Origin of the sequence: Methylobacterium sp. BE186, from assembly GCF_031457035.1 — a bacterium.
GTDB lineage: Bacteria > Pseudomonadota > Alphaproteobacteria > Rhizobiales > Beijerinckiaceae > Methylobacterium > Methylobacterium segetis.
Window position 1 is genome coordinate 1 of the sequence record NZ_JAVDVV010000041.1, and the last position, 24,884, is coordinate 24,884.

Annotated in this window: 25 protein-coding genes; 15 read left to right on the plus strand and 10 right to left on the minus strand. The window is 72.3% G+C overall.

From position 1 onward, the window contains the following. Positions 1–434: 434 nt before the first annotated feature. The gene (gene pgeF / locus J2X36_RS25345; protein ID WP_310354819.1) at positions 435–1,205 is read right to left on the minus strand and encodes a peptidoglycan editing factor PgeF; all 771 of its coding nucleotides are present in this window, start codon (positions 1,203–1,205) and stop codon (positions 435–437) included. A 210-nt stretch (positions 1,206–1,415) separates the two neighbouring features. On the opposite strand from pgeF, the gene J2X36_RS25350 reads away from it, so the two are divergent. Further along, positions 1,416–1,619 carry a hypothetical protein gene (locus J2X36_RS25350; protein ID WP_310354821.1) on the plus strand — a complete coding sequence of 68 codons (204 nt, stop codon included), beginning with the start codon at positions 1,416–1,418 and terminating at the stop codon, positions 1,617–1,619. Positions 1,620–1,720: 101 nt separating this feature from the next. On the opposite strand, the gene J2X36_RS25355 is transcribed toward J2X36_RS25350, so the two are convergent. After that, positions 1,721–2,791 (minus strand): SAM-dependent methyltransferase, encoded by a 1,071-nt coding sequence (locus J2X36_RS25355; protein ID WP_310354822.1) that lies wholly within the window; start codon positions 2,789–2,791, stop codon positions 1,721–1,723. Further along, positions 2,788–3,678, minus strand: coding sequence for a prolipoprotein diacylglyceryl transferase (gene lgt / locus J2X36_RS25360; protein ID WP_132255363.1), 891 nt, complete (start codon positions 3,676–3,678; stop codon positions 2,788–2,790). The genes J2X36_RS25355 and lgt overlap by 4 nt, the downstream gene beginning before the upstream one ends. Before the next feature lie 173 nt (positions 3,679–3,851). On the opposite strand from lgt, the gene J2X36_RS25365 reads away from it, so the two are divergent. Further along, entirely contained in the window at positions 3,852–5,030 is a 1,179-nt protein-coding gene (locus J2X36_RS25365; protein WP_310354825.1) for a PQQ-dependent sugar dehydrogenase, read from the plus strand. 42 nt (positions 5,031–5,072) lie between these two features. On the opposite strand, the gene J2X36_RS25370 is transcribed toward J2X36_RS25365, so the two are convergent. From J2X36_RS25370 to J2X36_RS25390, 5 genes are all read right to left on the minus strand, one after another. Then, positions 5,073–6,062, minus strand: a complete 990-nt coding sequence (locus J2X36_RS25370) for a catalase family peroxidase (protein ID WP_405029858.1) — start codon at positions 6,060–6,062, stop codon at positions 5,073–5,075. A 134-nt stretch (positions 6,063–6,196) separates the two neighbouring features. Then, positions 6,197–7,102, minus strand: coding sequence for a VOC family protein (locus J2X36_RS25375; RefSeq protein WP_310354828.1), 906 nt, complete (start codon positions 7,100–7,102; stop codon positions 6,197–6,199). Beyond that, complete coding sequence (locus tag J2X36_RS25380; protein WP_310354830.1) at positions 7,099–7,998, minus strand: SMP-30/gluconolactonase/LRE family protein; 900 nt, start codon at positions 7,996–7,998, stop codon at positions 7,099–7,101. The genes J2X36_RS25375 and J2X36_RS25380 overlap by 4 nt, the downstream gene beginning before the upstream one ends. An 11-nt stretch (positions 7,999–8,009) precedes the next feature. Next, complete coding sequence (locus J2X36_RS25385) at positions 8,010–8,462, minus strand: cupin domain-containing protein (RefSeq protein ID WP_310354832.1); 453 nt, start codon at positions 8,460–8,462, stop codon at positions 8,010–8,012. Between the two features lie 13 nt (positions 8,463–8,475). Continuing rightward, positions 8,476–8,958: a DoxX family protein gene (locus J2X36_RS25390; protein WP_310354834.1), complete on the minus strand. Its 483-nt coding sequence runs from the start codon at positions 8,956–8,958 to the stop codon at positions 8,476–8,478. Between the two features lie 220 nt (positions 8,959–9,178). On the opposite strand from J2X36_RS25390, the gene J2X36_RS25395 reads away from it, so the two are divergent. Continuing rightward, positions 9,179–10,747, plus strand: a complete 1,569-nt coding sequence (locus J2X36_RS25395; protein ID WP_132255356.1) for a GMC oxidoreductase — start codon at positions 9,179–9,181, stop codon at positions 10,745–10,747. A 39-nt stretch (positions 10,748–10,786) separates the two neighbouring features. Here the strand turns inward: J2X36_RS25395 and J2X36_RS25400 are convergent, their stop codons facing one another. Together J2X36_RS25400 and crtD are read right to left on the minus strand one after the other, a co-directional pair. Beyond that, positions 10,787–11,650, minus strand: coding sequence for a carotenoid 1,2-hydratase (locus tag J2X36_RS25400; RefSeq protein ID WP_310354851.1), 864 nt, complete (start codon positions 11,648–11,650; stop codon positions 10,787–10,789). Beyond that, positions 11,647–13,182, minus strand: a complete 1,536-nt coding sequence (gene crtD, locus J2X36_RS25405; RefSeq protein WP_310354835.1) for a 1-hydroxycarotenoid 3,4-desaturase CrtD — start codon at positions 13,180–13,182, stop codon at positions 11,647–11,649. Before crtD ends, J2X36_RS25400 begins: the two co-directional genes overlap by 4 nt. A 113-nt stretch (positions 13,183–13,295) precedes the next feature. Here crtD and J2X36_RS25410 point away from each other — a divergent pair, with 113 nt between their 5' ends. From J2X36_RS25410 to pufC, 12 genes are all read left to right on the plus strand, one after another. Continuing rightward, on the plus strand, positions 13,296–14,171 hold the full coding sequence (locus J2X36_RS25410) for a polyprenyl synthetase family protein (protein WP_310354836.1): 876 nt from the start codon (positions 13,296–13,298) through the stop codon (positions 14,169–14,171). A 16-nt stretch (positions 14,172–14,187) separates the two neighbouring features. Beyond that, positions 14,188–15,363 carry a methyltransferase gene (locus tag J2X36_RS25415; RefSeq protein WP_310354837.1) on the plus strand — a complete coding sequence of 392 codons (1,176 nt, stop codon included), beginning with the start codon at positions 14,188–14,190 and terminating at the stop codon, positions 15,361–15,363. An 87-nt stretch (positions 15,364–15,450) separates the two neighbouring features. Further along, positions 15,451–16,389 (plus strand): chlorophyll synthesis pathway protein BchC, encoded by a 939-nt coding sequence (gene bchC / locus J2X36_RS25420; protein WP_132255352.1) that lies wholly within the window; start codon positions 15,451–15,453, stop codon positions 16,387–16,389. Further along, on the plus strand, positions 16,386–17,369 hold the full coding sequence (locus J2X36_RS25425; RefSeq protein ID WP_310354840.1) for a chlorophyllide a reductase iron protein subunit X: 984 nt from the start codon (positions 16,386–16,388) through the stop codon (positions 17,367–17,369). Before bchC ends, J2X36_RS25425 begins: the two co-directional genes overlap by 4 nt. 12 nt (positions 17,370–17,381) lie before the next feature. Then, complete coding sequence (gene bchY / locus J2X36_RS25430; protein ID WP_310354841.1) at positions 17,382–18,992, plus strand: chlorophyllide a reductase subunit Y; 1,611 nt, start codon at positions 17,382–17,384, stop codon at positions 18,990–18,992. Continuing rightward, complete coding sequence (gene bchZ / locus J2X36_RS25435; protein WP_310354843.1) at positions 18,992–20,458, plus strand: chlorophyllide a reductase subunit Z; 1,467 nt, start codon at positions 18,992–18,994, stop codon at positions 20,456–20,458. The genes bchY and bchZ overlap by 1 nt, the downstream gene beginning before the upstream one ends. A gap of 104 nt (positions 20,459–20,562) precedes the next feature. Beyond that, positions 20,563–20,781 (plus strand): hypothetical protein, encoded by a 219-nt coding sequence (locus J2X36_RS25440; RefSeq protein ID WP_132255348.1) that lies wholly within the window; start codon positions 20,563–20,565, stop codon positions 20,779–20,781. A 133-nt stretch (positions 20,782–20,914) separates the two neighbouring features. Further along, positions 20,915–21,142 carry a light-harvesting antenna LH1, beta subunit gene (pufB, locus tag J2X36_RS25445; protein WP_109895717.1) on the plus strand — a complete coding sequence of 76 codons (228 nt, stop codon included), beginning with the start codon at positions 20,915–20,917 and terminating at the stop codon, positions 21,140–21,142. 13 nt (positions 21,143–21,155) lie between these two features. Next, positions 21,156–21,341: a light-harvesting antenna LH1, alpha subunit gene (gene pufA / locus J2X36_RS25450; RefSeq protein WP_109895715.1), complete on the plus strand. Its 186-nt coding sequence runs from the start codon at positions 21,156–21,158 to the stop codon at positions 21,339–21,341. A 160-nt stretch (positions 21,342–21,501) separates the two neighbouring features. After that, positions 21,502–22,326: a photosynthetic reaction center subunit L gene (pufL, locus tag J2X36_RS25455; protein ID WP_132255347.1), complete on the plus strand. Its 825-nt coding sequence runs from the start codon at positions 21,502–21,504 to the stop codon at positions 22,324–22,326. A 16-nt stretch (positions 22,327–22,342) separates the two neighbouring features. Continuing rightward, positions 22,343–23,320, plus strand: coding sequence for a photosynthetic reaction center subunit M (gene pufM / locus J2X36_RS25460; protein ID WP_132255346.1), 978 nt, complete (start codon positions 22,343–22,345; stop codon positions 23,318–23,320). Next, complete coding sequence (pufC, locus tag J2X36_RS25465) at positions 23,317–24,468, plus strand: photosynthetic reaction center cytochrome PufC (protein ID WP_310354849.1); 1,152 nt, start codon at positions 23,317–23,319, stop codon at positions 24,466–24,468. Before pufM ends, pufC begins: the two co-directional genes overlap by 4 nt. Positions 24,469–24,884 lie beyond the last annotated feature (416 nt).

Sequence of the window (24,884 nt, forward strand, 5' to 3'; positions counted from 1 at the left end):
CCGGCGTTGAAGCCCGCGTAGAAGCCCGTCCAGGTGAACACCGGAACCGGCGTGAACACCGGCGGCGGAGCCGCACGACGCGGAAGGTCGGCAGCGAAGGCGGAGCCGGCAAGCGCGATTCCGGCGAGGGCGGTGGCGCCCCGAAGCATAGACTTCATGATCTGGTCCTCTACTCGTCCAGTGCCGTCGGCCGTTAGGGCCCGTCCGGCACGAGTTCCCCGTACTTATGCGAGCGATCCCAGGGATGCTGTTGCCGGGCGACCACGCCGACCGCTGCGAAGGCGGCCCCTTTGTGGCGATGATCGCCTCATTCTTCCCCTGACACCTTGACCGTAAAACGCGCTTCAATGGCCAAGGTTCAGTTGCGGCCACGCTTTTTCTGTTCTCAATGACCTGACAGATTGTCGCACCCGGGAACCGGGAAATGTGGCGGATCAGGGAGTGAGACAGATCGCGGAAATCAGCCGGCCGTAATCCGGCTCGCCCCGGTGGGTGGTCCGGCGGAAGCTGTAGAACCGGTCCGGGTCCGTGTAGGTGCAGAGCCCGAGGGACGCGGCCCGGGCGATGCCGGCCTCGCCGAGCCGCTCCAGGATGAAGCCCGGCAGGTCGAACTGGGCGTGGCCCCGGCGGGTGCCGGGGGCGAGGAAGCGTGCCCCGGCCGGCGCCTCGCGGCCGAAGCGCTCGATGAAGTCGGGCCCGACCTCGTAGGATCCCTGCGCGATCGTGGGTCCGAGAACCGCGACGATGCGGCCGCGCTTGGCCCCGAGCGCCTCCATGGCGGAGACGGTGGCCGCGACGACGCCGCCGAGCGCGCCCTTCCAGCCCGCATGGGCCGCGCCCACGACCCGGTTGTCCGGATCGGCGAACAGGATCGGGCCGCAATCGGCGGTTGCGATGCCGAGGGCGAGGCCGGGGACGCGGGTGACCATGGCGTCCGCTTTCGGACGTTCGGCGAGCGCGTAGGGCGCCTCGACCGTCACGACCTCGGCCGAATGGACCTGATAGAGGCTGACGAGGCGCCCCTCCGGCACGCCGAGATGCGCGCACATCCGTGCGCGGTTCTCACCCACGCGCTCCGGGTCGTCGCCCGAGCCGAGGCCGCCGTTGAGGGAGGCGAAGATGCCCTCCGAGACGCCCCCTTCCCGGGTGAAGAAGGCGTGGCGGATGGCGGGGAACGGCCTCAGCTCGGGCGCTTCGAGGAACATCGCGGAACTCCGGTTCGGGCCGGGCGGCCGGTTCGCTGGAGCGGGTTCGATAGCGCACCCGCGGGGGCGAGACGATGGCGCGCGCGACGCTTCCGCCGATCGCAGGCTCGGGACCGCGCGTGGAACCCGCAGGCGCGATCCGACTTTGCCTCGCGCTTTCAGGGCGGTTGCCGGCTCGCGCCGGCTCCGCGACAGCGTGAGGAAGGATTGATGGCCCAGCAGATCCAGCCCGACCGTCCCATCTGGCCCTCCATTCCCGAGACGGGGCTCCCGCCGCTGCGCGCGCCGCTCGGCGCGGACGCGGATGGCGAGCCCTCCGCCGCGCCGGGCCTCGGCGGCCCGCGTCCGGCCGAGCCGCAGGCCGGGCGCATCCGCACCGCCGCGCCGGAGGGCTTCGCCTCCTTCGAGAGCTGAGGCCGCCCGTCGGCGGGTCAGGGCCGGGGCCGGCGCCGTTCGGCGGCGCCGGAGCTCGGGCGGCCTTGTCTCGCGGGCGGCCTTGTCGCGCGGGCGAGGGTTCAGGGCGGCGGCAGACCCGGCACTCCGGCGAGGCCCGGGCCGCTCACCGCCATCACCTTGAACAGGCGCCCCATCCCGCCCCCGGCCGGATCCGTCAGGCGCGCCACCGCCGCCTCGATCGCCGCGCCCTGGGCCGGGCTCGCCGCCCGCTTCAGCCGCTCGGCCCGCGCGAGGAGGCCGAGATCCAGCAGGAAGTCGCGCTGCTCGACCGGGCCGTGGACGCGCGCGCCCTCGCCGCGCGCCGCCTGCGCGAGGGCCGCGAAATCGACATGCGCCGTGAGGTCGGCCTCGCCCGGCTCCGCCAGCGGGTCGGCGAAGCGATGGCGCGACAGGGCCTGGAGCGTGTCCCCGAAACCCGGCGCGACGTGGCCGTAATCGATGAGGAGCAGCACGCCGCCCGCGCGCGTCAGGCGGGCGGCGAGGTCGCGCATCACGCCGAGGCCGGCCGAGGGCAGCGTCAGGAGGGCGCCGGGCGGGGCCTCGGCCCGGATGCCGGGCTCGGGATCGGGCGCGAGGCCGAAGGCGAGGCCGCCCGCGGCCGAGAGGCCGACGAGGCGCTCGCACCAGCCGCGCTCCGTGCGCGCGAACTGGCGCACGGGCAGGCAATCGAAGAACTCGTTGGCGATCGCGATCACCGGCCCCTCCGGCAGGCCGGCGAGGCCCTCGTGCCAGGTCGGCCGGTGGCGGGAGAGGGCGGCCGCCTGGGCCGCGCGCAGCGGGGGGCTCGTCTCGACGAGGTGGAGGTCGATGGCCGCGTCCGGCAGGACCGAGCCGAGCGCCCGCAGGGCGTCCGCCATCAGCGTGCCGCGCCCGGGCCCGAGTTCCACGAGGCGTGGCTGCGCGGCGGGATCCAGCATCCCCCGGATCGCGGCGACCCAGAGGCCGATCAGCTCCCCGAACATCTGGCTGATCTCGGGGGCGGTGGTGAAATCGCCCCGCGCGCCGAGGGGATCGCGGGTCCGGTAATAGCCGTGGACCGGGTGGCCGAGGCAGAGGCTCATGTAGCGGTCGATGCCGATCGGCCCCGTCTGGCGGATCAGCAGGGCGATCTCCTCGCCGAGGGGGCTCACGCCTTCACCGGGACGTCGCCGGCCTCCTCGACCGGGTGGCGCGGGCGGGTATGGCCGCGGGCCGCGAGCACGATGTAGGCGAGGCCGACCAGCGCCATCGGCAGGCAGAGCAGCATCCCCATGGTGACGCCGCCGCCGAGCGGCCCGAGATCGGCGCCGAACAGGTAGCCGAGCTGCCGGTCCGGCTCGCGGAAGAACTCGCAGATCGTCCGGGCCAGCGCGTAGCCGAGGACGAAGATGCCGCCGAGCAGGCCCGGCTTGCGGAAGCCGAAGCGGCGCACGCTGAGCGCCATCACCACGAAGAGCAGGAACCCCTCCGTCGCCGCCTCGTAGAGCTGGCTCGGGTGGCGGGGCAGGGGGCCGCCCGTGGGGAAGACCACGGCGTAGGGGAAATCCGGCGCGATCCGGCCCCAGAGCTCGCCGTTCACGAAATTGGCGATGCGGCCGAAGAACAGGCCGATCGGCACCGTGACCGCCCCGAGATCGAGGAGCGTGTAGCCGTTGAGCCGGCGCGACCGGGCGAAGAGCAGCATCGCCAGGATGGCGCCGAGGAAGCCGCCGTGGAACGACATGCCGCCGTTGCGGATCGCGAAGATCTCGATCGGGTCGGAGAGGTAGAGCGGCAGGTTGTAGAACAGCACGTAGCCGAGGCGGCCGCCGAGCACGACGCCGAGCGCCACCCAGACGATCAGGTCGTCGATGTCGTTGAGGGTCGGGCGGCGGACCACGCCCCAGAGCCGGTCGGCCATCACGAGGCGGCGCGCGTAGTACCAGCCGCCGACGAGGCCGGCGATGTAGGCGAGCGCGTACCACTTGATGGTGATCGGGCCGATGGCGACGGCCACCGGGTCGATCGCCGGGAAGGGCAGGGCGAGGAGCGGCGGCATCCCACAGGCCTCCGGTTTCGGGCGGGGCGCATTGGACGCGCGCTCCCCGGGGCGTCAAGCCTCGGGGCCGGGGAGGAGCCTGCGCCCATCCGTCCCGGCGCGGGTCCGGAACCGGGCGGGGCAGGCGGGGTTCATCCCCCTCTCCCGCCCCCGACCCGCACCCAGGACCGTCCATGCCGCTCGGCCGCACCCTTCTGGCCCTGACCCTCTGCGCCGTGTCAGCCCCGGCGCTCGCCCAGGCCCTCAACAATCCCGGCACGGCGACGGTCGAGGCCCATGTGGTGAAGGCCGCGCCGCTGGAGGCGACGCAGGCGCGCATCGCCGGCCTGAAGCTGCCCGCGGGCTTCCGCATCGAGAAATTCGCCGAGGGGCTCGGCAAGCCCCGCGTCATCGTGGTGGCGCCGGACGGCGCGCTCTACGTCAGCGACCGGGACGCCGGCACCGTCACGCGGATCGACCCGGCCAAGCCCGCCGAACCGCAGGTCGTCCTGCGCAAGAAGGACGTGCACGGCCTCGCCCTGCACGAGGGCCGGCTGTTCTACGTGACGGTCAAGGCGATCTACGCCGCGCCGCTCAACAAGGACGGCGCCCTCGGGCCCGAGACCGAGATCGTGGCCGACCTGCCGGATGCGGGCCAGCACCCGAACCGCACGATCGCCTTCGGGCCGGACGGGATGCTCTACGCGAGCCTCGGCTCGACCTGCAACGAGTGCGAGGAGCGCAACCCCGAGAACGCCACGATGGTGCGGATGAAGCCGGACGGCAGCGCCCGCGAGATCGTCGCCTCGGGCCTGCGCAACACGATCGGCTTCGATTGGCAGCCGCAGACCAAGGCCCTCTACGGCTGGGACGACGGCGTCGACTGGCTCGGGGACGAGGAGCAGCCGGAGGAACTCAACCGGATCGAGGCGGGCAAGAAGTATGGCTGGCCCTTCATCTTCGGGGCCGGCATGAAGAACCTCTACCGCGAGCCGCCGAAGGGCAGCCTCGAGGATTGGGACAGGGCGAGCGAGCGCCCGGTCCTGACCTGGACGGCCCACGCCTCCTCGATGCAGATGGTCTTCTACGGCGGCACCCAGTTCCCGCAGGCCTATCGCGGCGACGCCTTCGTCACGATGCACGGCTCGTGGAACCGCAAGCCCCCGAGCGGCTACGAGGTGCTGCGGGTCCGCTTCGAGAACGGCGAGCCGAAATCGGTCGAGCCCTTCGTGAGCGGCTTCCTCAGCGAGGGCGGCCCCAGCGGCTGGTCGCGCTTCGCCCGCCCCTTCGGCCTCGCGGTGGCCAAGGACGGCAGCCTCTATCTCGGCGACGACCAGCACGGGATCATCTACCGGATCAGCTACGCGGGCTGAGCCCCGCGATCCCGGAGGCGCCTCCGGGATCGCGGGCCGCGGCTACTGCGTCCGGCGCCCGAACGAGACCGCGTAGGCCTGCACGCGCGCGTCGATCAGCGGATCGTCCGAGACCTCGATCCCGTCGGTCAGCGCGTTCGGCATGAAGAGCAGCGCCTTCTCCGCGCTCGCGCTGTCGGGCACCGTCTTCGTGACCGTCAGCGTGCCGAGATCGACGGTGCGGCGCGCGTCCGGCCAGGGCTTGGTGGCGTCGTTCGTCGGGTCGCCCGGCTCGGCGAGCTGCGCGAGGACCCGGAAGGTCGCCGGCTCCCGCGCGAGGCGGGGGCCGATCTCGTCGACGAGGTAGTTCGGGGCCTTCGTCTTCGCCTCCGCCTCGCTCAGCACCTCCTCGCCCTGCGCGGGCACGAAGCGGTAGCGGAAGGGCTGGCGCTTGCCGTCCGTGTCGACGAAGACGAAGGCGTTGACGCCGTTGTAGGTCTGGCGGGCGAAGCTCGTCGGGGTCTTCGCGGTGCCGCCGGCCGCGGCCGCGGCGGGGTGGCTCTGCCCGAATTGCTCCAGGGGCGTCGGGTGCGGCGCGTCGGGCCCGCTCTTCGAGGCGGCGACGAGGAGGTCGCGGAACTCCTCGCCGGTGGCGACGGGGAAGAACTTCAGGGCGTTCACCACGACATCCATCTCGCTGCCGTCGGCGAGCTTGAACTTGAGGGCCATGCCGTGCGGGTTCGCCTTCACCGACCCGTCGGGAATCGTCGGCACGCCGGTCGCGTCCGAGAAGCGGATCGTGACCGGCACGGCCGCCCCCGCGAACAGGGAGGCCTTGCTGAGCTTGCCGGCCTCGGGCGAGGGGGTGAAGCTGCCCTCCGCCACGACGCCCTTGGCGTGGTTGGCGCGGATGCCGGCGTGTTTCCCGAACAGCGCGTTCATGGCGTCGACGGTCTGCTCGGCCGTGGTCGCGCCATCCTGCTGCGCGTGCGCCGCGCCCGGCAGGCCGAGCGCAAGGCCGATGGCGAGCGCGCGAACGAAAGTCCTCTGCATCATGACGGTTCCCCTTGCGGCGGCGCGCCCCGGGCGGGTGGCCGAAGCGTTGCCGTGCGGTGCAGCAATGTCTGGCAGAGGGCGACGGCAACGCAAGAGGTTTCACGCTCCGGTTGCGCCGCCCCGGCGTGTCGTCACGGGCTTTCGCGCAGGAACAGGATCCCGTGGCCGTCCGGCCCCACGCCGTAGGCGGCGCTGCCGTCCCGGGACAGGGCGAGCGTGTGGCCGGCGCCGCGCAGGGCGGCGGCGAGGTCCCCCGGATCGGGCGCGGCGAAGACGAGCCGCGTGCTCGCCCGGTCGCGCGGCCCGAACCGGCCCGCGAGAGCCTGGGGCGGGGGCCGCCGGTAGTGAAGCAGCTCCACATGCGGCGTCGCGGCGGGAGGCGTCAGGCCGATCACGTCGACCTCCGGGTCCGGCACGCCGTCGAGGCGCTCCTGCTCGGGCCCGGCATTCAGGCCCCGCGAGGCGATCGCGAGCCCGAGGGGGCCGGTGAAGAAGCGGAGCGCCGCCTCGCAATCGCTCACCGTGAGGGCCGAGTGGTCGATGCCGAGGAACAGGCCCGGCGCGTCCCGCCAGCGCTCGGCGGCCGGGCCGTCGGGGAAGAGGATCAGCTCCACCGGGTGGCCGTCGCCATCGCGGAACTTGTAGGCCGTCACGCCGCCCGAGGAGGCGGGCAGGCGCTGCGGGCCGCCGCGGCTGATCGGCTCCGGGCTCCGGGCGCCGAGTTGGCGCATGGCCGCCTCCATGTCGCGGACGGGGATCGCGACGTGCTGGAAGACGGGGTCGGTGGCGGCGCGCGCGAGCGGGTAGGGCGCGCCGGGCGGGTCGACGGCGAGGAAGTCCATCGCCTGCGCGCCGAGCCGCATCCGCAGGCGCGTCGCCCGGGCGGACCCGAGGCCCATCGCCTCGCGGATCGGCGCCGGCACCGGCTCCGGCGGCGCGACGCGGGCGAAGCCGAGCCCGTCGCGGTAGAAGGCTTCCGTCCGGCCGAGATCCGCCACGGTCCGGCTGACGGCGACGAGGGCGGATACGCCGCTCACAGGAGGCGCGCCCCGCGCACGTTGACGGTGATCGCGTAGAGCGTGTGGGAGGCGCAGAGGAACAGGCGGCTGAGGTCGCGCCCGCCGAAGGCGAGGTTCGACACGGTGGACGGCACGAGGATCCGCCCGAGCAGCGCGCCGGACGGGTCGATGCAATGCACCCCGTCCCCCGCGCTCGACCAGATGTTGCCGTGCTCGTCGCAGCGGAAGCCGTCGGCGAAGCCGGGCTCCACTCTGTGGAAGACGCGGCCTGCGCGAAGGCCGGTCTCGGCCACCTCGAAGACGCGGATCTGCTGCAGCGGGTCCTCGACGAATTGCAGCCCGCTCTCCGCGATGTAGAGCAGGCCCTCGTCCGGCGAGAAGCAGAGGCCGTTCGGCCCCTGGAAATCGTCGGCGACGGCGCTGAGCGCGCCGTCCCGCGGATCGAGCCGGTAGACGGTCGCCGGCAGCTCGGAATCCTGCTTGCCGCCCTCGTAGTCGGTCTGGATGCCGTAGGGCGGGTCGGTGAACCAGATCGTCCCGTCCGAGCGGCAGACGATGTCGTTGGGCGAATTCAGCCGCTTGCCGCGATACCGGTCCGCCAGCACCGTCACGCGCCCGTCGAGCTCGGTCCGCGTGACGCAGCGGCCCCGGTGGGAGCAGGAGAGGAGCCGCCCCTCCCGGTCGCGGGCGTGGCCGTTCTCGAAATTCGCGGGCTGGCGAAAGACGCTCAGGCCCCCGCTCGCGCTCCAGCGCATCACCCGGTCGTTCGGCAGGTCGCTGAACAGCAACTCGCCCCGGTCCGCGAACCAGACCGGCCCCTCGCACCAGCGGAAGCCCTCGCCGAGCGTCTCCAGAGGTGCGTTCGGCAGAACGTAGGCCCGGAAGCGGGGATCGTGGATCACGAATCCGTCCATGCGGCCCTCCGTCAGCGGAACCGGCCCGGCCGGCCGATCGTCGGCGCCTCGTCCTCGATCTGCACCACCATCAGCACGGCGGGCTCGTCGCCGATCGTGCCGGAGAGGTGGCCGGTGCGCCCGTCCGCGTCGGGACGGGTGTTCTGGTCCTCACCGAAGGAGAGTTCGCCCGGCCCCATCTCGACGCGGGTGCCGTCGAGGGTCTCGACGAACCAGCGCCCCGAGAGGGGCACGATCCATTGCGGCTTCGGGTTCTCGTGCCACTGGCCCACCCAGCCGACCGGCTGCACCGTCACCATCACGGTCGAGCGGTTCGTGCGCTTGGTGCCCTGCCATTGCGGGGCGGCCGGCGGCTTCATGGTCTTGAGGTCGAACTCGGTGAGCTCGAACCGGTCCTGGTGGCTGACCCCCTCCGCATCCGTCCAGACATGCCAGTAGGGCACCTTCGGCTTCTCGCCCGCCATCGCGGCCTCCGGGTCAGGGTGTGGGCAGGGAACGCGCGAGGTCGGCCGGGGCTGCCTGCGGGCCGGACGAGAGCGGGTGGGCCAGGATGTCGGAGGCCGGTGCGTAGCTCCCGCCGAGGGTGACGAGGAGGAGGCCGCCGACGAGCCCGAAATTCTTCCAGAAATCCCAGAAATGCGCGTTCCCCTCGCCCTTCTTCGACCAGAAGCCGGGGAATTCCCAGAAGCGGTGGAACAGCACCGCCGTGACCGCGCAGAAGCCGGCGAGCAGGAAGGCGGCGATGCGGTCGTAATACCCGGTCACGATGCAGACCGGCGCGACCGTCTCGACGAGGATGCCGAGGATCAGCATCAGGGCCGCGCCGGGCAGGGGGCCGGACGAGGCCTGCTTCATGGCCTCGTCCCAGTGCATCACCTTATCCAGCGCGCTGAAGGGGAAGAGCACGACGAGGCAGATCTTGGCGAGCAGGGGGCCGGCGGCGAGGTCGAGCCAGGTCATCGGAAATCCCCTCCTTCGCTGAACGGGCGCGGCGGATCGGCGGCGGTCAACCGCCGGGTGAACGCCCACGCTTGCCCCGGGTTGCGGCCGAGGGCAGCCCTGCGTGCGGTGCGGGACGAAGCGCCGGCGCGTCACCGAATCGTGCTGGTGTTGCATCGCGGAACGGCGCGGGCACGGCCACGTTGGCGGCCCGCGGGAGGCCGAGCCGGGGAGAGCCGCGATGGCGCAGGACCGTTACGACGTCATCATCATCGGCAGCGGCCCCGGCGGCGGCTCGGTGTTCCACCGGCTGGCGAAGACGGGCAAGCGCGTCCTGCTCCTGGAGCGGGGCGATTACCTGCCCCGCAGCCAGGACAATTGGAACGCGCGAACGGTCTTCGTCGACGGCGCCTACCAGGCGCGGGAGACGTGGTACGGCGGCGACGGGCGCTCCTTCAGCCCGGCGCTCCACTATTACGTGGGCGGCAATTCCAAGGTGTACGGCGCCGCGCTGCTGCGGTTGCGCGAGCGGGATTTCGGCGCGGTGCGCCACGTCGACGGACTCTCGCCGGCCTGGCCGGTCTCCTACGCGGAATTCGAGCCCTACTACACGCAGGCCGAGCAATTGTTCAGCGTCCACGGCAACCGGGGCGAGGACCCGACCGAGCCCTGGGCGAGCGCGCCCTACGACCATCCGGGCGTCGCCCACGAGCCGCGCATCCAGAGGTTGTCGGACGATTGGGGAAAGGTGGGGCTGCGCCCGTTCCACCTGCCCCTCGGCATCCGCCTCGACGAGCGGGAGGGCAAGCCGACGCCGACCAGCATCTGCATCCGCTGCGACGCGTTCGACGGGTTTCCCTGCCTCCTCAACGGCAAGGCGGACGCGCAGGTGATGACCGTCGACCCGACGCTCGCGGCCCACCCCAACGCCACCCTCCTGACGAACGCCTACGTCTCGAGGCTGGAGACCGACGCCGCCGGCCGGACGGTCACCGCCATACACGTCACGCGCGAGGGGAGGGAGGAGCGTTACGCCGCCGACATCGTGGTGGTGGCCTGCGGGGCGCTCTCCTCGGCGCTGCTCCTCCTGCGCTCGGCCAATGCCGCCCACCCGAACGGGCTCGCCAACGGCTCGGATCAGGTCGGCCGCAACTACATGCGCCACAACATGTCCGTGCTGATGGCCCTCTCGAAGGAGGTCAACGACACCGTCTTCCAGAAGACGCTCGCGGTCTCGGACTTCTACTTCGAGTCGGACGATTGGGACTACCCGATGGGCCTGATCCAGATGTGCGCGAAGACGCATCCGGACCAGATCCGCGGCGAGGAATTCCCGAGATGGACGGGCTTCCTGCCGGATGCCCCCTTCGACATGGTGGCGCGCCATTCGATGGATTTCTGGTTGCAGAGCGAGGACCTGCCCCACCCCGACAACCGCGTCACGATCGATGCCGCCGGCCGCACCATCCTCGACATCCGCGAGACGAACCGGGAGGCGCACGACCGGCTGAGGACCAAGCTCTCCGACCTGCTGCGGCCCGGCGGCGCCTACACCTACCTGTTCGAGCGCTCGCTCTATCTCGGCAAGAACATCCCGCTCTCCGGCACCGCCCATCAAGCGGGCACGCTCCGCTTCGGCACGGACCCGAAGGCGTCGGTGCTCGACCTCACCTGCAAGGCGCACGAACTCGACAACCTGTACGTGACGGATGCGAGCTTCTTCCCCTCCATCGGCGCCGTGAACCCGACGCTCACGATCATCGCCAATGCGCTGCGCGTGAGCGATCACATCGCGGACCGCCTGTCGTAGGGCGCCCATCCCGGGTCCGGGGCGACGAGCCCCGCCCGATCAAGGGCTCGACGCCCTGCGCGGCATCCGGAAGGGCAGCATGAGCCGAACGATCGGATTCCGGAAGCGGGCCAGGCACAGGCTCTCGTGCACCGCCTGGACCGGCTCGCCGCCGAGCGTCGAGGCCAGCAGCGAGCGCGCGTAGAACGGCGTGTCCTCGAAGGTCGTCAGCACCCGCGCATGCCCGTCGTCGCTGCGGGTCTCGCGCGGGATCCGCCAGAGGCCGGTGGGGGGCAGGGGCGCGGCCAGGGGCGGGCGGATGTCGCGGCGCGCGCCCGTCCGGTCGAAGCGCAGCGACAGGTTCTGGCCCGAGCCGTCGCGGCGGCGCACGTCGTAGAGGATGGCGGCCCCGTCCGGCATGTCGGCCCGGCACCAGGTCCAGCTCGCGAACGCCTCCTCCAGGGCCGTGTCGCCGTGGTTGGTGTCGAAATAGGCGGTGCCGCGCCAGGCGAGGCCCGGCGCGTCGAGGGAGACCTCGACGGGGCAGGAGGGTGCCATCGGCCACCAGCGGTGCTCGCCGGCGGCGTCCAGGGTGAAGGGGCCGGCCGTGAAGCCCGGCGGATGGAGCCGCACCGTGCCGCGCACCCGCCGGGGGATCGGCGCCCCCACCTCGTCGATGCGGATCGTCAGGCAGGTGCCGTCCCATTCCATCGCGCTCGGGCCGATGCGGATGTGGTCGGCGTCCCGCGAGAGGGAGGCGTGCCCGCGCTCGGTCATGCAGAAGCGCCCCGGGCGCCCGTAGAGGACGACGTTCAGCGCGCAATGGTCGAACGGGTCGCGGGCCGGGTCCCAGGCGTAGTAGGGCGAGAACACGGAGCCGATGAAGGCGATGAGCGTGAGGCCCTGGCGTCCGTCCTCGCTCAGCGCGTCGACGTACCACCACGCGTAGCCGCCGGGGCCGACGGGCGTGTCGAAACGCGGCCGAGATCCCGCAGCAGGCTGTCGGCCGCGATCCGCCCCGATTGCGCCGCCATCGGCACCCCCGGCCCCGGATGGACGCTGCCCCCCGCGAGGTAGAGGCCGGGCAGGCTGGTCCGCGCCCCCGGCCGCCGGAAGGTCGCCGCCCAGCCCTTCGAGGCCCGCCCGTAGAGCGCGCCCCCCGTCCCCGGGAACAGGGCGGCGAAATCCGAGGGCGCCGTCGTCACCGGGCCGGGCTCCGGGTTCAGCGCCAGCCCGCAGGCCGAGAGGCGCGCCCGCATCGAGGTCTCGCATGAGCCGATCTCCTCCGCTTTGAGGGGGGTCTCGCCCCGGGCCGGGGCGTTGACGAGCAGCAGCAGCCGCTCCGGGGCACCGGTCGGCGCGTCCGCGTCCGCCCGGTCCTGTGCGCAGACGTAGACCGTCGGGTCGGCGGGGAGCCGCCCCCGGCGGATCGCCTCGAACTCCGCCCGGTAATCGCCCGAGAAGAACACGTTGTGGTGGGCGAGGGGGAACCCCTCGGGCCGGGCCGCGAGGCAGACCGTCACCGCCGAGAGCGAGCGCTCCTCCGCCGGCACGCCCTCGGCGGCGCGGGCCGCCTCGCGCCCGAACAGCCCGGCGGCGAGCGCCGAGACGTCGGCATTGGCCACGACCCGCTCCGCCGCGATCCGCTCGCCCGTATCCGTCACGACGCCCGAGACCCGGCCGCCCTCGGCGAGGATCGCGGCCGCGCCGGTCCGATAGCGGATGCGGGCGCCGCGCGCCTCCGCGAGATCCGCCACGGCCCGCGCAAGCCTGCTCAGGCCGCCCTCCACGTACCAGACGCCCGCCTGCTCCACGTGGGCGACGAGCATCAGGGTGGCGGGCGCCTCGAAGGGCGAGGAGCCGCAATAGGTGGCGTAGCGGCCGAAGAGCTGGCGCAGGCGGGAATCGCGGAAGTAATCGCCGAGCGCCCCCCAGAGCGTCGCGAAGGGCTGGATGCGCCAGAGATCCGCCATGCCCCAGGGGCCGACCCGGAGGGCGAGGTCGACCGGGCTCGGGCGCTCGCCGCGGATGAACGGCCCCTCCAGCGTCCGGTAGACCTCCGCGGCCCGGGCGCAGAAGCGCCGGTAGCCCTCGGCCTCCCGCGCGCCCGCGAAAGCCGCGATGGCCGCGGCCGATTCGTCGATGTCGGCGAAGAGGTCGAGCCGCTCGGTCCCGCTCCAGGCATGCCGGGCAAGGAGGCGGGCGGGGGAGAGCCGCACGTGCTCGTCGAGCCGCTCCCCGGCCTCGGAAAAGATCTCCTCCAGGAACCAGCGCATGGTGAAGACGGAGGGGCCGGCCTCGACCGCCCGCGCGCCCACCGCCACGGCGCGCATCTTGCCGCCGGGCGCGTCGGCCCGCTCCAGAACCGTCACGTCGAGGCCCGCATGGGCGAGGCGGAGCGCTGCCACCAGCCCCCCGATCCCGGCCCCGACGACGACGACCCGCTCCGCCCGCACGCTCCGCCCCCCTCGATCCCCTGCGATGCGGCGTTGCTATCGGCCCGCACCCGTGTCAACTATATTGGACAGATTGCACCGACAATCCAGAACGACAGATACGGGAGGTGCGGATGGATGCCGGCAGGCGGATCGAGCGCGTTCTCGACATGGCGGTGGCCCACGCGGAGGCGCCCGGCGCGCCGCCCCGGCTCGCGGAGGCGATCCGCTACGCGGTCTTCCCGGGCGGGCACCGCATCCGGCCCCGCCTCTGCCTCGCGGTGGCGGCGGCCTGCGGGGACGACGATCCCGCCTCCTCCGACGCGGCGGCAGCCGCGATCGAGCTCCTCCACTGCGCCTCCCTGGTCCACGACGACCTGCCCTGCTTCGACGACGCGCCGATGCGCCGGCAGAAGCCCTCGGTCCACGTCGCCTACGGCGAGCCGCTGGCCGTGCTGACCGGCGACGCGCTGATCGTGCTCGCCTTCGAGACCCTGGCGCGGGGCGCCGCGCGGCAGCCGGAGCGCCTCGCCTCCCTCGTCGGGCTCGTCGCCCGCGCGGTCGGCTCGCCCGCCGGCATCGTGGCGGGCCAGGCCTGGGAATCGGAGCCGGAGGTCGCGCTCTCGAATTACCAGCAGGCCAAGACGGGCGCGCTCTTCGCCGCCGCCACCGTGACGGGCGCGGCCGCCGCGGGTGCGCCCTCGCTGCCGTGGCGGCTCCTCGGCGAGTGCCTCGGCGAGGCCTATCAGGTCGCCGACGACCTGCGCGACGTCGCCTGCCGCCAGGAGGAGATCGGCAAGCCGGCGGGCCGCGACGCCACCCTCGGCCGGCCGAACGCGGCGCTGCTGCTCGGCATGGGCGGCGCCCTGGAGCGCCTGAAGCGGCTCGCCCGCGAGGCGATCGAGGTGATCCCGGCCTGCCCCGGCGCCGACGCGCTCCGCGCCGAGATCGCGGCCCAGACCCGCCTGTTCCTGCCGGCGAGCCTGCAGCGGGAGGAGATGCTGGCGTGAGGGGCGCGCAGGCCCGATGAGCCCGCGGGCCGGCACCGTGCCCGCGCGGGATGCGCCCGCCCGCGCTCCGGGCTGGCGCGAGCGCTGGCGGGCCTTCCGCAACGCGCGGGTGGCGAGCCCGGCCTTCCAGCGCTGGGCCGCGGGCTTCCCGCTCACCCGGCGGGTGGCGCAGCGCAACACCCGCGCCCTGTTCGACCTCTGCGCCGGCTTCGTCTACGCGCAGGTGCTCTACGCCTGCATCAGCCTCGACCTGTTCCGCATCCTCGCGGACGGGGCGATGGGCGTCGAGGCGCTGGCCCAGCGCCTGCGGCTTCCCCCCGATCGGGCCGAGCGCCTGCTCCGGGCCGCCGCCTCCCTCGACCTCCTCGCCCGCCTCGCGGACGGCCGCTACGCCCTCGCCGATCTCGGCGCGGCGCTGATCGGCAACCCGTCCGTCGCCGCGATGATCGAGCACCACGCGATGCTCTACGAGGATTTGCGCGACCCCGTGGCGCTGCTGCGCGGGGAGGCGGGACCGACCCGGCTGTCCGGCTACTGGCCCTATGCCGAGGCGGCGGATTCCGGCGCGATCCCCGCCGAGGCAGTGGCCGGCTACAGCGGCCTGATGTCGGCCTCCCAGAGCCTGATCGCCGAGGACGTGCTCGACGCCTATCCCTTCGCCGATCATGCCTGCCTGATGGATGTCGGCGGCGGCGAGGGCACCTTCGCCGCTGCCGCCGCCCGGCGCTGCCCGGGCCTGCGCCTGATGCTCCTCGACCTGCCCCCCGTGGCCGAGCGGGCCCGCGCCAGCCTCGCCGCGCGGGGCCTCGGCGGCCGAATCGCCTGCCACGGCGGCAGCTTCCTCGATTCGCCCCTGCCGCCGGGCGCCGACGTGGTCACGCTCGTGCGCATCGTCCACGACCACGACGACGGGCCGGCCCTGCGCCTCCTGCGGGCCGCCTACGCCGCCCTGCCGCCGGGCGGCCGCCTCGTCATCGCCGAGCCGATGGCCGGGACGCCCGGCGCCGAGCCGATCGCGGACGCGTATTTCGGCTTCTACCTCCTGGCGATGGGAAGCGGGCGGGCCCGCTCCGCGGAGGAGCTCGGCCGCATGCTGGCGCAGGCGGGTTTCACCGGAATACGGACGCGCTCGACCCGCCGCCCGCTGCTCACCGGCATGGTCGTCGCCTCGCGTCCGTTCGAGAATGTGTAAATATGCCTTGACGCACGTTGCTGTCATTCTAGGATGACGGAAAGGGCAGGCCACAAGGTCTGTCGATGGGGCGGAAGGGCATCGGGCATGGACGCGACGGCCGTCGTTCTCGAAAGACCGGAGCAGCTGGCGCTCACCCGCCTGACGCTGACGCCGGCTGGCGAGGGCGACGCCGTGGTCGCCGTCACCTGGAGCGGCATCTCCACCGGCACCGAGCGCCTGCTCTGGTCCGGCCGCATGCCGAGCTTCCCCGGCATGGGCTACCCCCTCGTCCCCGGTTACGAATCCGTCGGCACCGTGATGGAGGCGCCCCCCGGCTCCGGGCTGCGCGTCGGGCAGAGCGTGTTCGTTCCCGGCGCCCGCTGCTTCGGCGCGGTGCGCGGCCTGTTCGGGGGCGCGGCCTCGCACCTCGTCGTCCCGGCCGACCGGCTGGTGGCGATCGACCCGGGGCTGGGCGAGCGCGGCGTGCTGATCGCGCTCGCGGCGACCGCCTACCACGCGCTCGCCGGCATCAGCCCGGGCGAGCGCGCGCTCATCGTCGGGCACGGAGTGCTCGGGCGGCTCCTGGCCCGGCTCAGCGTGCTCGCCGGCGGGGTGCCGACCGTGTGGGAGACCAACCCGGTCCGGGCACGCGGCGATTTCGGCTACCCCGTCCTCGCGCCGGAGACCGACGAGCGGCGCGACTACGCCACGATCACCGACGTCAGCGGCGATTCCGGCATCCTCGACGCGCTGATCGCGCGGCTCGCGCCCGGCGGCGAGATCGTGCTCGCCGGCTTCTACGAGGCGCCGCTCGCCTTCGCCTTCCCGCCGGCCTTCCTGCGCGAGGCGCGGATCCGGGTCGCCGCCGAGTTCCGGCCCGCCGACCTCGCGGCGGTCACCGCCCTGATCGAGCGCGGCGCGCTCTCCCTCGACGGCCTCATCACCCATCGCCGCCCCGCGGCGGAGGCGGGCGAGGCCTACCGCACGGCCTTCGGCGAGGCCGCCTGCCTGAAGATGATCCTCGATTGGAGGGGCCGTCCATGAACATGCACCTGACCGGCGCGGCGCTCCGCGCGGAAGCGGCTCAGGAGCCGGACCCGGTTCCGACCGCCGCGCGCAAGGAGACGCAGATCATCGCGATCTACGGCAAGGGCGGCATCGGCAAGTCGTTCACGCTGGCCAATCTCAGCTACATGATGGCCCAGCAGGGCAAGAAGGTGCTGCTGATCGGCTGCGACCCGAAGAGCGACACGACCTCGCTGCTCTTCGGCGGGCGCGCCTGCCCGACCATCATCGAGACCTCGACGAAGAAGAAGCTCGCGGGCGAGGCGGTCGCCATCGGCGACGTCTGCTTCAAGCGCGACGGCGTCTACGCGATGGAGCTCGGCGGGCCGGAAGTGGGGCGCGGCTGCGGCGGGCGCGGCATCATCCACGGCTTCGAATTGCTCGAGAAGCTCGGCTTCCACGAATGGGGCTTCGACTACGTCCTGCTCGACTTCCTCGGCGACGTGGTCTGCGGCGGCTTCGGCCTGCCGATCGCCCGCGACATGTGCCAGAAGGTCATCGTCGTCGGCTCGAACGACCTGCAATCGCTCTACGTCGCCAACAACGTCTGCTCGGCGGTGGAGTATTTCCGCAAGCTCGGCGGCAATGTCGGCGTCGGCGGCCTCGTCATCAACAAGGACGACGGCACGGGCGAGGCGCAGGCCTTCGCCGAGAGCGTCGGCATCCCGGTCCTCGCCTCGATCCCCGCCGACGAGGACATCCGCCGCAAGAGCGCGAACTACGAGATCATCGGCAAGCCGGACGGGCGCTGGGGCTCGCTCTTCGCCGACCTCGCTCAGAACGTCGCCGAGGCGGCGCCCCACCAGCCCAGGCCCCTCAGCCAGGACGGGCTGCTCGGCCTCTTCGCGAGCGAGACGGTCGGCCGCGACGTGGTTCTGGAACCCGCCACGTTCGAGGACATGTGCGGCACGAGCCCGATCATGAAGCCGTCCCTCGAAGTCGTCTACGACACGGTCTGAGGGGACACGCGCATGGCCGTCACCCTCGACATCGCCGATCTCCGCGCCCGCCGCGAGCGGCCGGCCTCCGCCCTCCAGGGGGCGCAGGCGGCGCCCGCCGAGGTCGTCGACCTCGCCGCCGCCAAGGGCGAAGGGACCCCGGGCGAAGGGACCCGGGGCGAAGGGCTCGGCTGCCACGGCGGCAAGGACACGCTGCGCGCGGCCGCCGCGGCCGCGGGCATGAGCGAGACGCTGGAGGCGCTGGCCCGCGACTACCCGGCCGGCCCCCACGACCAGCCGCAGAGCATGTGCCCGGCCTTCGGCTCCCTGCGCGTCGGCCTCCGGATGCGGCGCACGGCGACGATCCTGTCGGGCTCGGCCTGCTGCGTGTACGGCCTCACCTTCACCTCGCATTTCTACGGAGCGCGCCGCAGCGTCGGCTACGTGCCGTTCAACTCCGAGACCCTCGTCACCGGCAAGCTGTTCGAGGACATCCGGGAGGCGGTGCACGCCACGGCGAAGCCCGAGGATTACGACGCCGTCGTCGTCATCAACCTCTGCGTGCCGACCGCCTCCGGCGTGCCGCTCCGCCTCCTGCCGAAGGAGATCGACGGGGTGCGCGTCATCGGCATCGACGTGCCGGGCTTCGGCGTGCCGACCCATGCCGAGGCCAAGGACGTGCTGGCCGGCGCCATGCTGCGGGTCGCCCGCACGGAGGCCGAGCAGGGGCCGGTCCAGGCACCGCGGTCCGGCCGCTCCGAGCGCCCGACCGTGACGCTGCTCGGCGAGATGTTCCCGGCCGACCCCGTGGTGATCGGCGCCATGCTCGGGGCGATCGGGCTCGCCGCCGGTCCCGTCGTGCCGACGCGGGAATGGCGCGAGCTCTACGCGGCCCTCGACGGGGCGGCTGTGGCGGCGATCCACCCATTCTACACGGCGAGCCTGCGCGAGTTCGAGGCGGCGGGCCGCCCCGTGGTCGGCTCCGCGCCGGTCGGCCACGACGGCACCGCGAACTGGATCTCCCGGATCGGGGAGGCCTGCGGCGTGCCGCGCCAGGTCGTCGAGGCCGCGCAGAACCGGCTGCTGCCGCCGATCCGCGGGGCGCTCCAGGCCGCCCCGATCCGGGGCCGCATCACGCTCTCGGGCTACGAGGGCTCGGAACTCCTCGTCGGCCGCCTCCTCGTCGAGAGCGGGGCGGACCTGCGCTACGTCGGCACCGCCTGCCCGCGCACCCTCCACTCGGAGGAGGATCTCGACTGGCTCGAATCCCGGGGCGTCACGGTGCGCTACCGGGCCTCGCTCGAGGACGACCTCGCCGCCTTCGCCGAGTTCAAGCCGGACCTCGCCATCGGCACGACGCCGGTGGTGCAGAAGGCCAAGGAGCAGGGCGTTCCCGCCCTCTACTTCACCAACCTGATCTCGGCGCGGCCCCTGATGGGGGTGGCGGGCGCGGGCTCGCTCGCGACCATCGTCAACGCGGCGCTCGGCAACCGGGCCCGGTTCGACCGGATGCGCGACTTCTTCGAGGGCGTCGGCCAGGGCCACGCCGCCGGCATCTGGGAAGAGGTGCCGAAGGCCCGCAAGAGCGCGCCGGCCGCCAAGCCCAGGGCGCACGCCCACGATCCGATCGGGGAGATGGCCTGATGCTCGTCCTCGATCACGACAGAGCCGGCGGCTACTGGGGCGCGGCCTACGTCTTCACCGCGATCAAGGGGCTGCAGGTCGTCATCGACGGGCCGGTGGGCTGCGAGAACCTGCCCGTCACCTCGGTCCTGCACTACACGGACGCCCTGCCGCCGCACGAATTGCCCATCGTGGTGACGGGGCTCGCCGAGGAGGAGCTCGGCCGCCACGGCACGGAAGGGGCGATGAAGCGGGCGCACGCGACGCTCGACCCGAGCCAGCCCAGCGTCGTCGTCACGGGCTCGATCGCCGAGATGATCGGCGGCGGCGTGACGCCGGAGGGCACGAACCTCCAGCGCTTCCTGCCCCGCACCATCGACGAGGACCAGTGGCAGGCCGCCGACCGGGCGATGCGCTGGCTCTGGCAGGAGCACGGCGCCAAGCGCTTTTCCAAGAAGGGCATCCCGGCCCGGCCCGAGCGGAAGGCGGGCGAGCGGCCCCGCGTCAACATCGTCGGCCCGGCCTACGGCACCTTCAACATGCCCTCCGACCTCGCCGAGATCCGGCGCCTCGTCGAGGGGATCGGCGCCGAGGTCAACCTCGTCTTCCCCCTCGGCTCGCATCTCGCGGACGTGCCCAAGCTCGTCAACGCCGACGCCAATATCTGCCTCTACCGGGAGTTCGGGCGCCTCCTCTGCGAGGACCTCGAGCGGCCCTACCTGCAGGCGCCGATCGGGGTGCTCTCGACCACGAAGTTCCTGCGCTCGCTGGGCGAGATCCTGGGCCTCGACCCGGAGCCCTTCATCGAGCGCGAGCGCCACACCACGATCAAGCCGGTCTGGGACCTGTGGCGCTCGGTGACGCAGGATTTCTTCGGCACGGCGAGCTTCGGCATCGTCGCGACCGAGACCTACGCCCGCGGCGTGCGCCACTTCCTCGAGGAGGAGATGGGCCTGCCCTGCAGCTTCGCGGTCGCCCGCAAGCCCGGCGCCAAGCCGGACAATGCGGGCGTGCGCGAGGCTGTGGCCAAGAGCCCGCCCCTGGTCCTGTTCGGCTCCTACAACGAGCGGATGTACCTCGCCGAGACCGGCGCCCGCTCGGCCTACGTGCCGGCCTCGTTCCCGGGCGCCGTCGTCCGGCGGCACACGGGCACGCCCTTCATGGGCTATTCGGGGGCGACCTACCTCGTCCAAGAGGTCTGCAACGCCCTCTTCGACACGCTCTTCCACATCCTGCCGCTCGCCCGCGACATGGACGCGGTCGAGGCGACCCCCGCCCGCCTCCACCGGGAACTGCCCTGGGAGGAGGCGGCCCGCGCCGCCCTCGACGCCCTCGTCGAGCGCGAGCCCGTCCTCGTGCGGATCTCGGCGGCCAAGCGCCTGCGGGACGCGGCCGAGGCCCGTGCCCGGGGCGAGGGCGCCGCGAGCGTCGGGGCCGACCACGTCGACCGGGCCCGGACGGGCCTCAAGCTCGGGGCCGCCGCATGAGCGCCGCCACGTTTCCAGCCGCCCGGGCGACACGCCCGGCACAGTCCCAGCCCGAAGATCAGCCGGCCCGTCCCGAGAGGGGACGGCCTGAGGAGAGCAAGGCCATGCGTGGACCCAACGCGACGTCGCGCCTGCACCGGGAGGCCCTCCAGTTCCGGGTCATCCTGGCCGCGACCTACCCCCTCTTCCTCGCCGCCGCGATCTCGCAGCGCCTGCTGCCGGGGCGCGGCCCCGCCCGCCCGGCCCTCGGCGCCCGCCGTTCCGTCTTCGGCGAGGCGCGGGCCATGGCGGTCTCGGCGATCCCCTTCGCCTTCATGGGCTGAGGGGCGGGCCGAGGCGCCCGAGATGCTTCCGTCCCGGTGAACGGGTGGAAGTCCGGCCGTGGCGGACGACGCGCCACGGCGACACCCGCCGCGCCCCCGACGGCGCGGCCAGCCCAAGCGGAGGTCTTCGACGATGGCCAATGGATTGGAAAGACCGAGCAGCCTGTCCGGGCTGACGGAGCCGGAAGCCAAGGAGTTCCACGCGATCTTCTTGACGAGCTTCATCATCTTCACGGCGATCGCCGTGGTCGCGCACATCCTCGTCTGGATGTGGCGTCCCTGGCTGCCCGGCCCGAAGGGCTACGCCGCCCTCGACAGCGTGACGAGCGCCGCCCACGGCCTCGTCTCGATGCTCTCCTGAGGAGGACCGCACCATGCACAAGGTTTGGCTCCTCTTCGATCCGCGCCGCACCCTCGTCGCGCTCTTCACCTTCCTGTTCGTCCTGGCGCTGCTGATCCACTTCATCCTGCTCAGCACCGACCGGTTCAACTGGCTCGAAGGCCCGAAGAAGGCGGCGGCCGCGGCCACCCTGCAGATCGTTCCGCCGACCCCGGCGTGATCCCGCGCGTCCGGGACCGGCCCCGCCGGGACCCGGACCGCGCAACGATCCGAGCCGCGGACGGGGCCGCACCGGGAGACCGGCGCGCCCCGCCCGCAGCGACGACCCTGCCGTGACGGCGGACGCGCGCCGTGACGCCTGAGCCCCGGGAGGTTTCGCGATGGCGATGCTGAGTTTCGAGAAGAAGTACCGGGTCCGCGGCGGCACGCTCGTCGGCGGGGACCTGTTCGATTTCTGGGTGGGCCCGTTCTACGTCGGCTTCTTCGGCGTGACGACGATCTTCTTCTCCGTGCTCGGCACGGCGCTGATCCTCTACGGGGCGGCGATCGGACCGACCTGGAACATCTGGCAGATCAACATCGCGCCGCCCGACCTGAAATACGGCCTGGCGCTGGCGCCCCTGAAGGAGGGCGGCCTCTGGCAGCTCATCACCTTCTGCGCCATCGGCGCCTTCTGCTCCTGGGCGCTGCGCGAGGTCGAGATCTGCCGCAAGCTCGGCATCGGCTACCACGTGCCCTTCGCCTTCTCGGTGGCGATCTTCGCCTACGTCTCGCTCGTCGTGATCCGCCCGTTCCTGATGGGCGCCTGGGGCCACGGCTTCCCCTACGGCATCCTCTCGCACCTCGATTGGGTGTCGAACACGGGCTACCAGTACCTGCACTTCCACTACAATCCGGCGCACATGCTCGGCGTGTCGTTCTTCTTCACGACGACCTTCGCCCTGTCGCTGCACGGCTCGCTGATCCTCTCCTCCACCAACCCGCCGAAGGGCGAGGTGGTGAAGACGCCCGAGCACGAGGACACCTTCTTCCGCGACACGATCGGCTACTCGATCGGCACCCTCGGCATCCACCGCCTCGGCCTGTTCCTGGCCCTCTCGGCGGGCTTCTGGAGCGCCGTCTGCATCATCATCAGCGGACCGTTCTGGACCAAGGGCTGGCCGGAATGGTGGGGCTGGTGGCTCAATCTCCCGGTCTGGCGCTGAAGGGGAGGGCAACGCCATGGCATATTATCAGAACATCTTCACGGAGGTTCAGGTCCGCGCGATCGATCCGGAGATGGGCGTGCCCGTCGCGGTCGACCGGCGCTGGGGCCGGCCCTTCCACAGCTACCTGTTCGGCCTGATCGGCAACGCCCAGGTCGGCCCGATCTACGGGGGGTATCTCGGCGGCCTGTCGCTCGCCTGCGGGCTCATCGCCTTCGAGATCATCGGCCTCAACATGTGGGCCTCGGTGAACTGGGACCCGGTCCAGTTCGTGCGGCAATTGCCCTGGCTGGCGCTGGAGCCGCCGCGCCCGCAATACGGGCTCAAGGTCCTGCCGCCGCTCAACGAGGGCGGCTGGTGGCTGATCGCGGGCTTCTTCCTCACCGCCTCGATCCTGCTCTGGTGGGTGCGGCTCTACCGGCGGGCCCGGGCGCTGGGCCTCGGCACCCACGTGCCCTGGGCCTTCGCAAGCGCGATCTGGCTCTACCTCGTCCTCGGCTTCATCCGGCCGGTGATGATGGGCTCGTGGAGCGAGGCGGTGCCCTTCGGCATCTTCCCGCACCTCGATTGGACCGCCGCCTTCTCGCTGCGCTACGGCAACCTCTTCTACAACCCGTTCCACATGCTCTCGATCGTCTTCCTGTACGGGTCGACGCTCCTGTTCGCCATGCACGGGGCGACCATCCTGGCGACGAGCCGCTACGGGTCCGAGCGCGAGATCGACCAGATCGTCATGCGCGGCACCGCCACCGAGCGCGCGGCCCTGTTCTGGCGCTGGACCATGGGCTTCAACGCCACGATGGAATCGGTCCACCGCTGGGCCTGGTGGTTCGCGGTGCTGACGACGCTGACCGGGGGCATCGGCATCCTGCTGACCGGCACCGTCGTCGACAATTGGTACCTGTGGGCGGTCAAGCACGGCGTCGCGCCGGCCTATCCCCACGTCTACGGCCCGATCGTCGATCCTCTGAGCGCGGCCGGAGGTGGCCAATGAAGACCCTTCTCACCGTCGCGGGCGCGGTCGTCGCCCTGTTCCTCACCATCGCGATGTTCGGGACGGCGGGCTGGGACCGCCCCCCGCTCGTCACGAGCCAGAACGGCTATCGCGGCACCGCGATGGCCCAGGTCGAGACGAAGGCCGACGCGCTCGAGGTCAAGGCCGAGAACAAGGCGCCGGAGGCGGCCGCGCCCGCCGAGCCCGGCGACGATCTCGCGGGCAAGACCTACGAGAACGTCAAGGTCCTGCAGAACCTGACCACGAACGAGTTCAACCGCCTCATGGTCTCGATGACGGAGTGGGTCTCGCCCGAGCAGGGCTGCACCTACTGCCACAACACCGAGAACATGGCCGACGACAGCCTCTACCAGAAGCGGGTCGCGCGCCGGATGCTGCAGATGACGCAGCACATCAACGCGACCTGGAAGGAGAAGCACGTCCACGAGGCGGGGGTGACCTGCTACACCTGCCACCGCGGCCAGCCGGTGCCGGCCAACATCTGGTTCACCGATCCGGGACCGCAGGCGCGCTCCGGCTTCATCCCCCGCAACAACGGCCAGAACCTCGCCAAGGAATCGGTCGGCCTGTCCTCGCTGCCCTACGACACCCTGACCGAGTTCCTGGGCAAGAAGGACATCGACAACAACGTCATCCGGGTGAACGCGACGACGGCGCTGCCGGAGGGCAGGGGCAAGCCGATCCAGGATGCCGAGAAGACCTACGGCCTGATGATGCACATGTCGCAGGGCCTCGGGGTCAATTGCACCTACTGCCACAACACCCGCGCCATCTCGAACTGGGGCGAGAGCACGCCGCAGCGCGTCTCGGCCTGGCACGGGATCCGGATGGTGCGCGACCTCAACGGCGACTACCTGGAGCCGCTGCAATCGACCTTCCCGAGGAACCGCCTCGGCGCGCTCGGCGACGTGCCGAAGATCAACTGCACCACCTGCCACAACGGCGTGAACAAGCCGCTCAACGGCGCCCACGTGGTCGAGGCCTATCCCTCCCTGACGAAATCCACGGAGATCGCGGCCGGCACCCCGCCCGCGCCCTCCGGCGGCACGGCGGTACCCGCGCCGGCAGCACCGGTTCCGGCTGCTCCGCCGGCACCGGCCCCGGAGACGCCCGCTCTGAAGCCGTAAGCGGAGACCTCGGGAGGCGGGCGGCGCGAGCCGCCCGCCTCCGCGCATGTCGGGATCCCGGGGCCCGGACCGCCTTCGGGCAGGGCGACGTCCGTGAAACGGAGCCCTCCTGCAATATTGGCGTCCGCGATGGCCAGTCGATGCCCGCGGCTGCTCGGGCCGAAGACGGAGCCCGGGGCAGAGGCGCGTCGCTCAAATCCGCCACGATTGTCCCGCAACTCTGTTTTCGCTTTCCGGCATGACCGGCCGCACCGGCCGCGCTAGAACCGGCCGGATGCGGCGGAAGGGAGCGGGACCTTGCTGAGGGGGCGTGACTCGGAAATCGTATCGGCGTTGAGCCGATGCCGGACGGCGTTCATCGGCGTTGGGGTGATGAGCGGTCTGGTGAACGTGCTCTACCTGACGGGCTCGTTCTT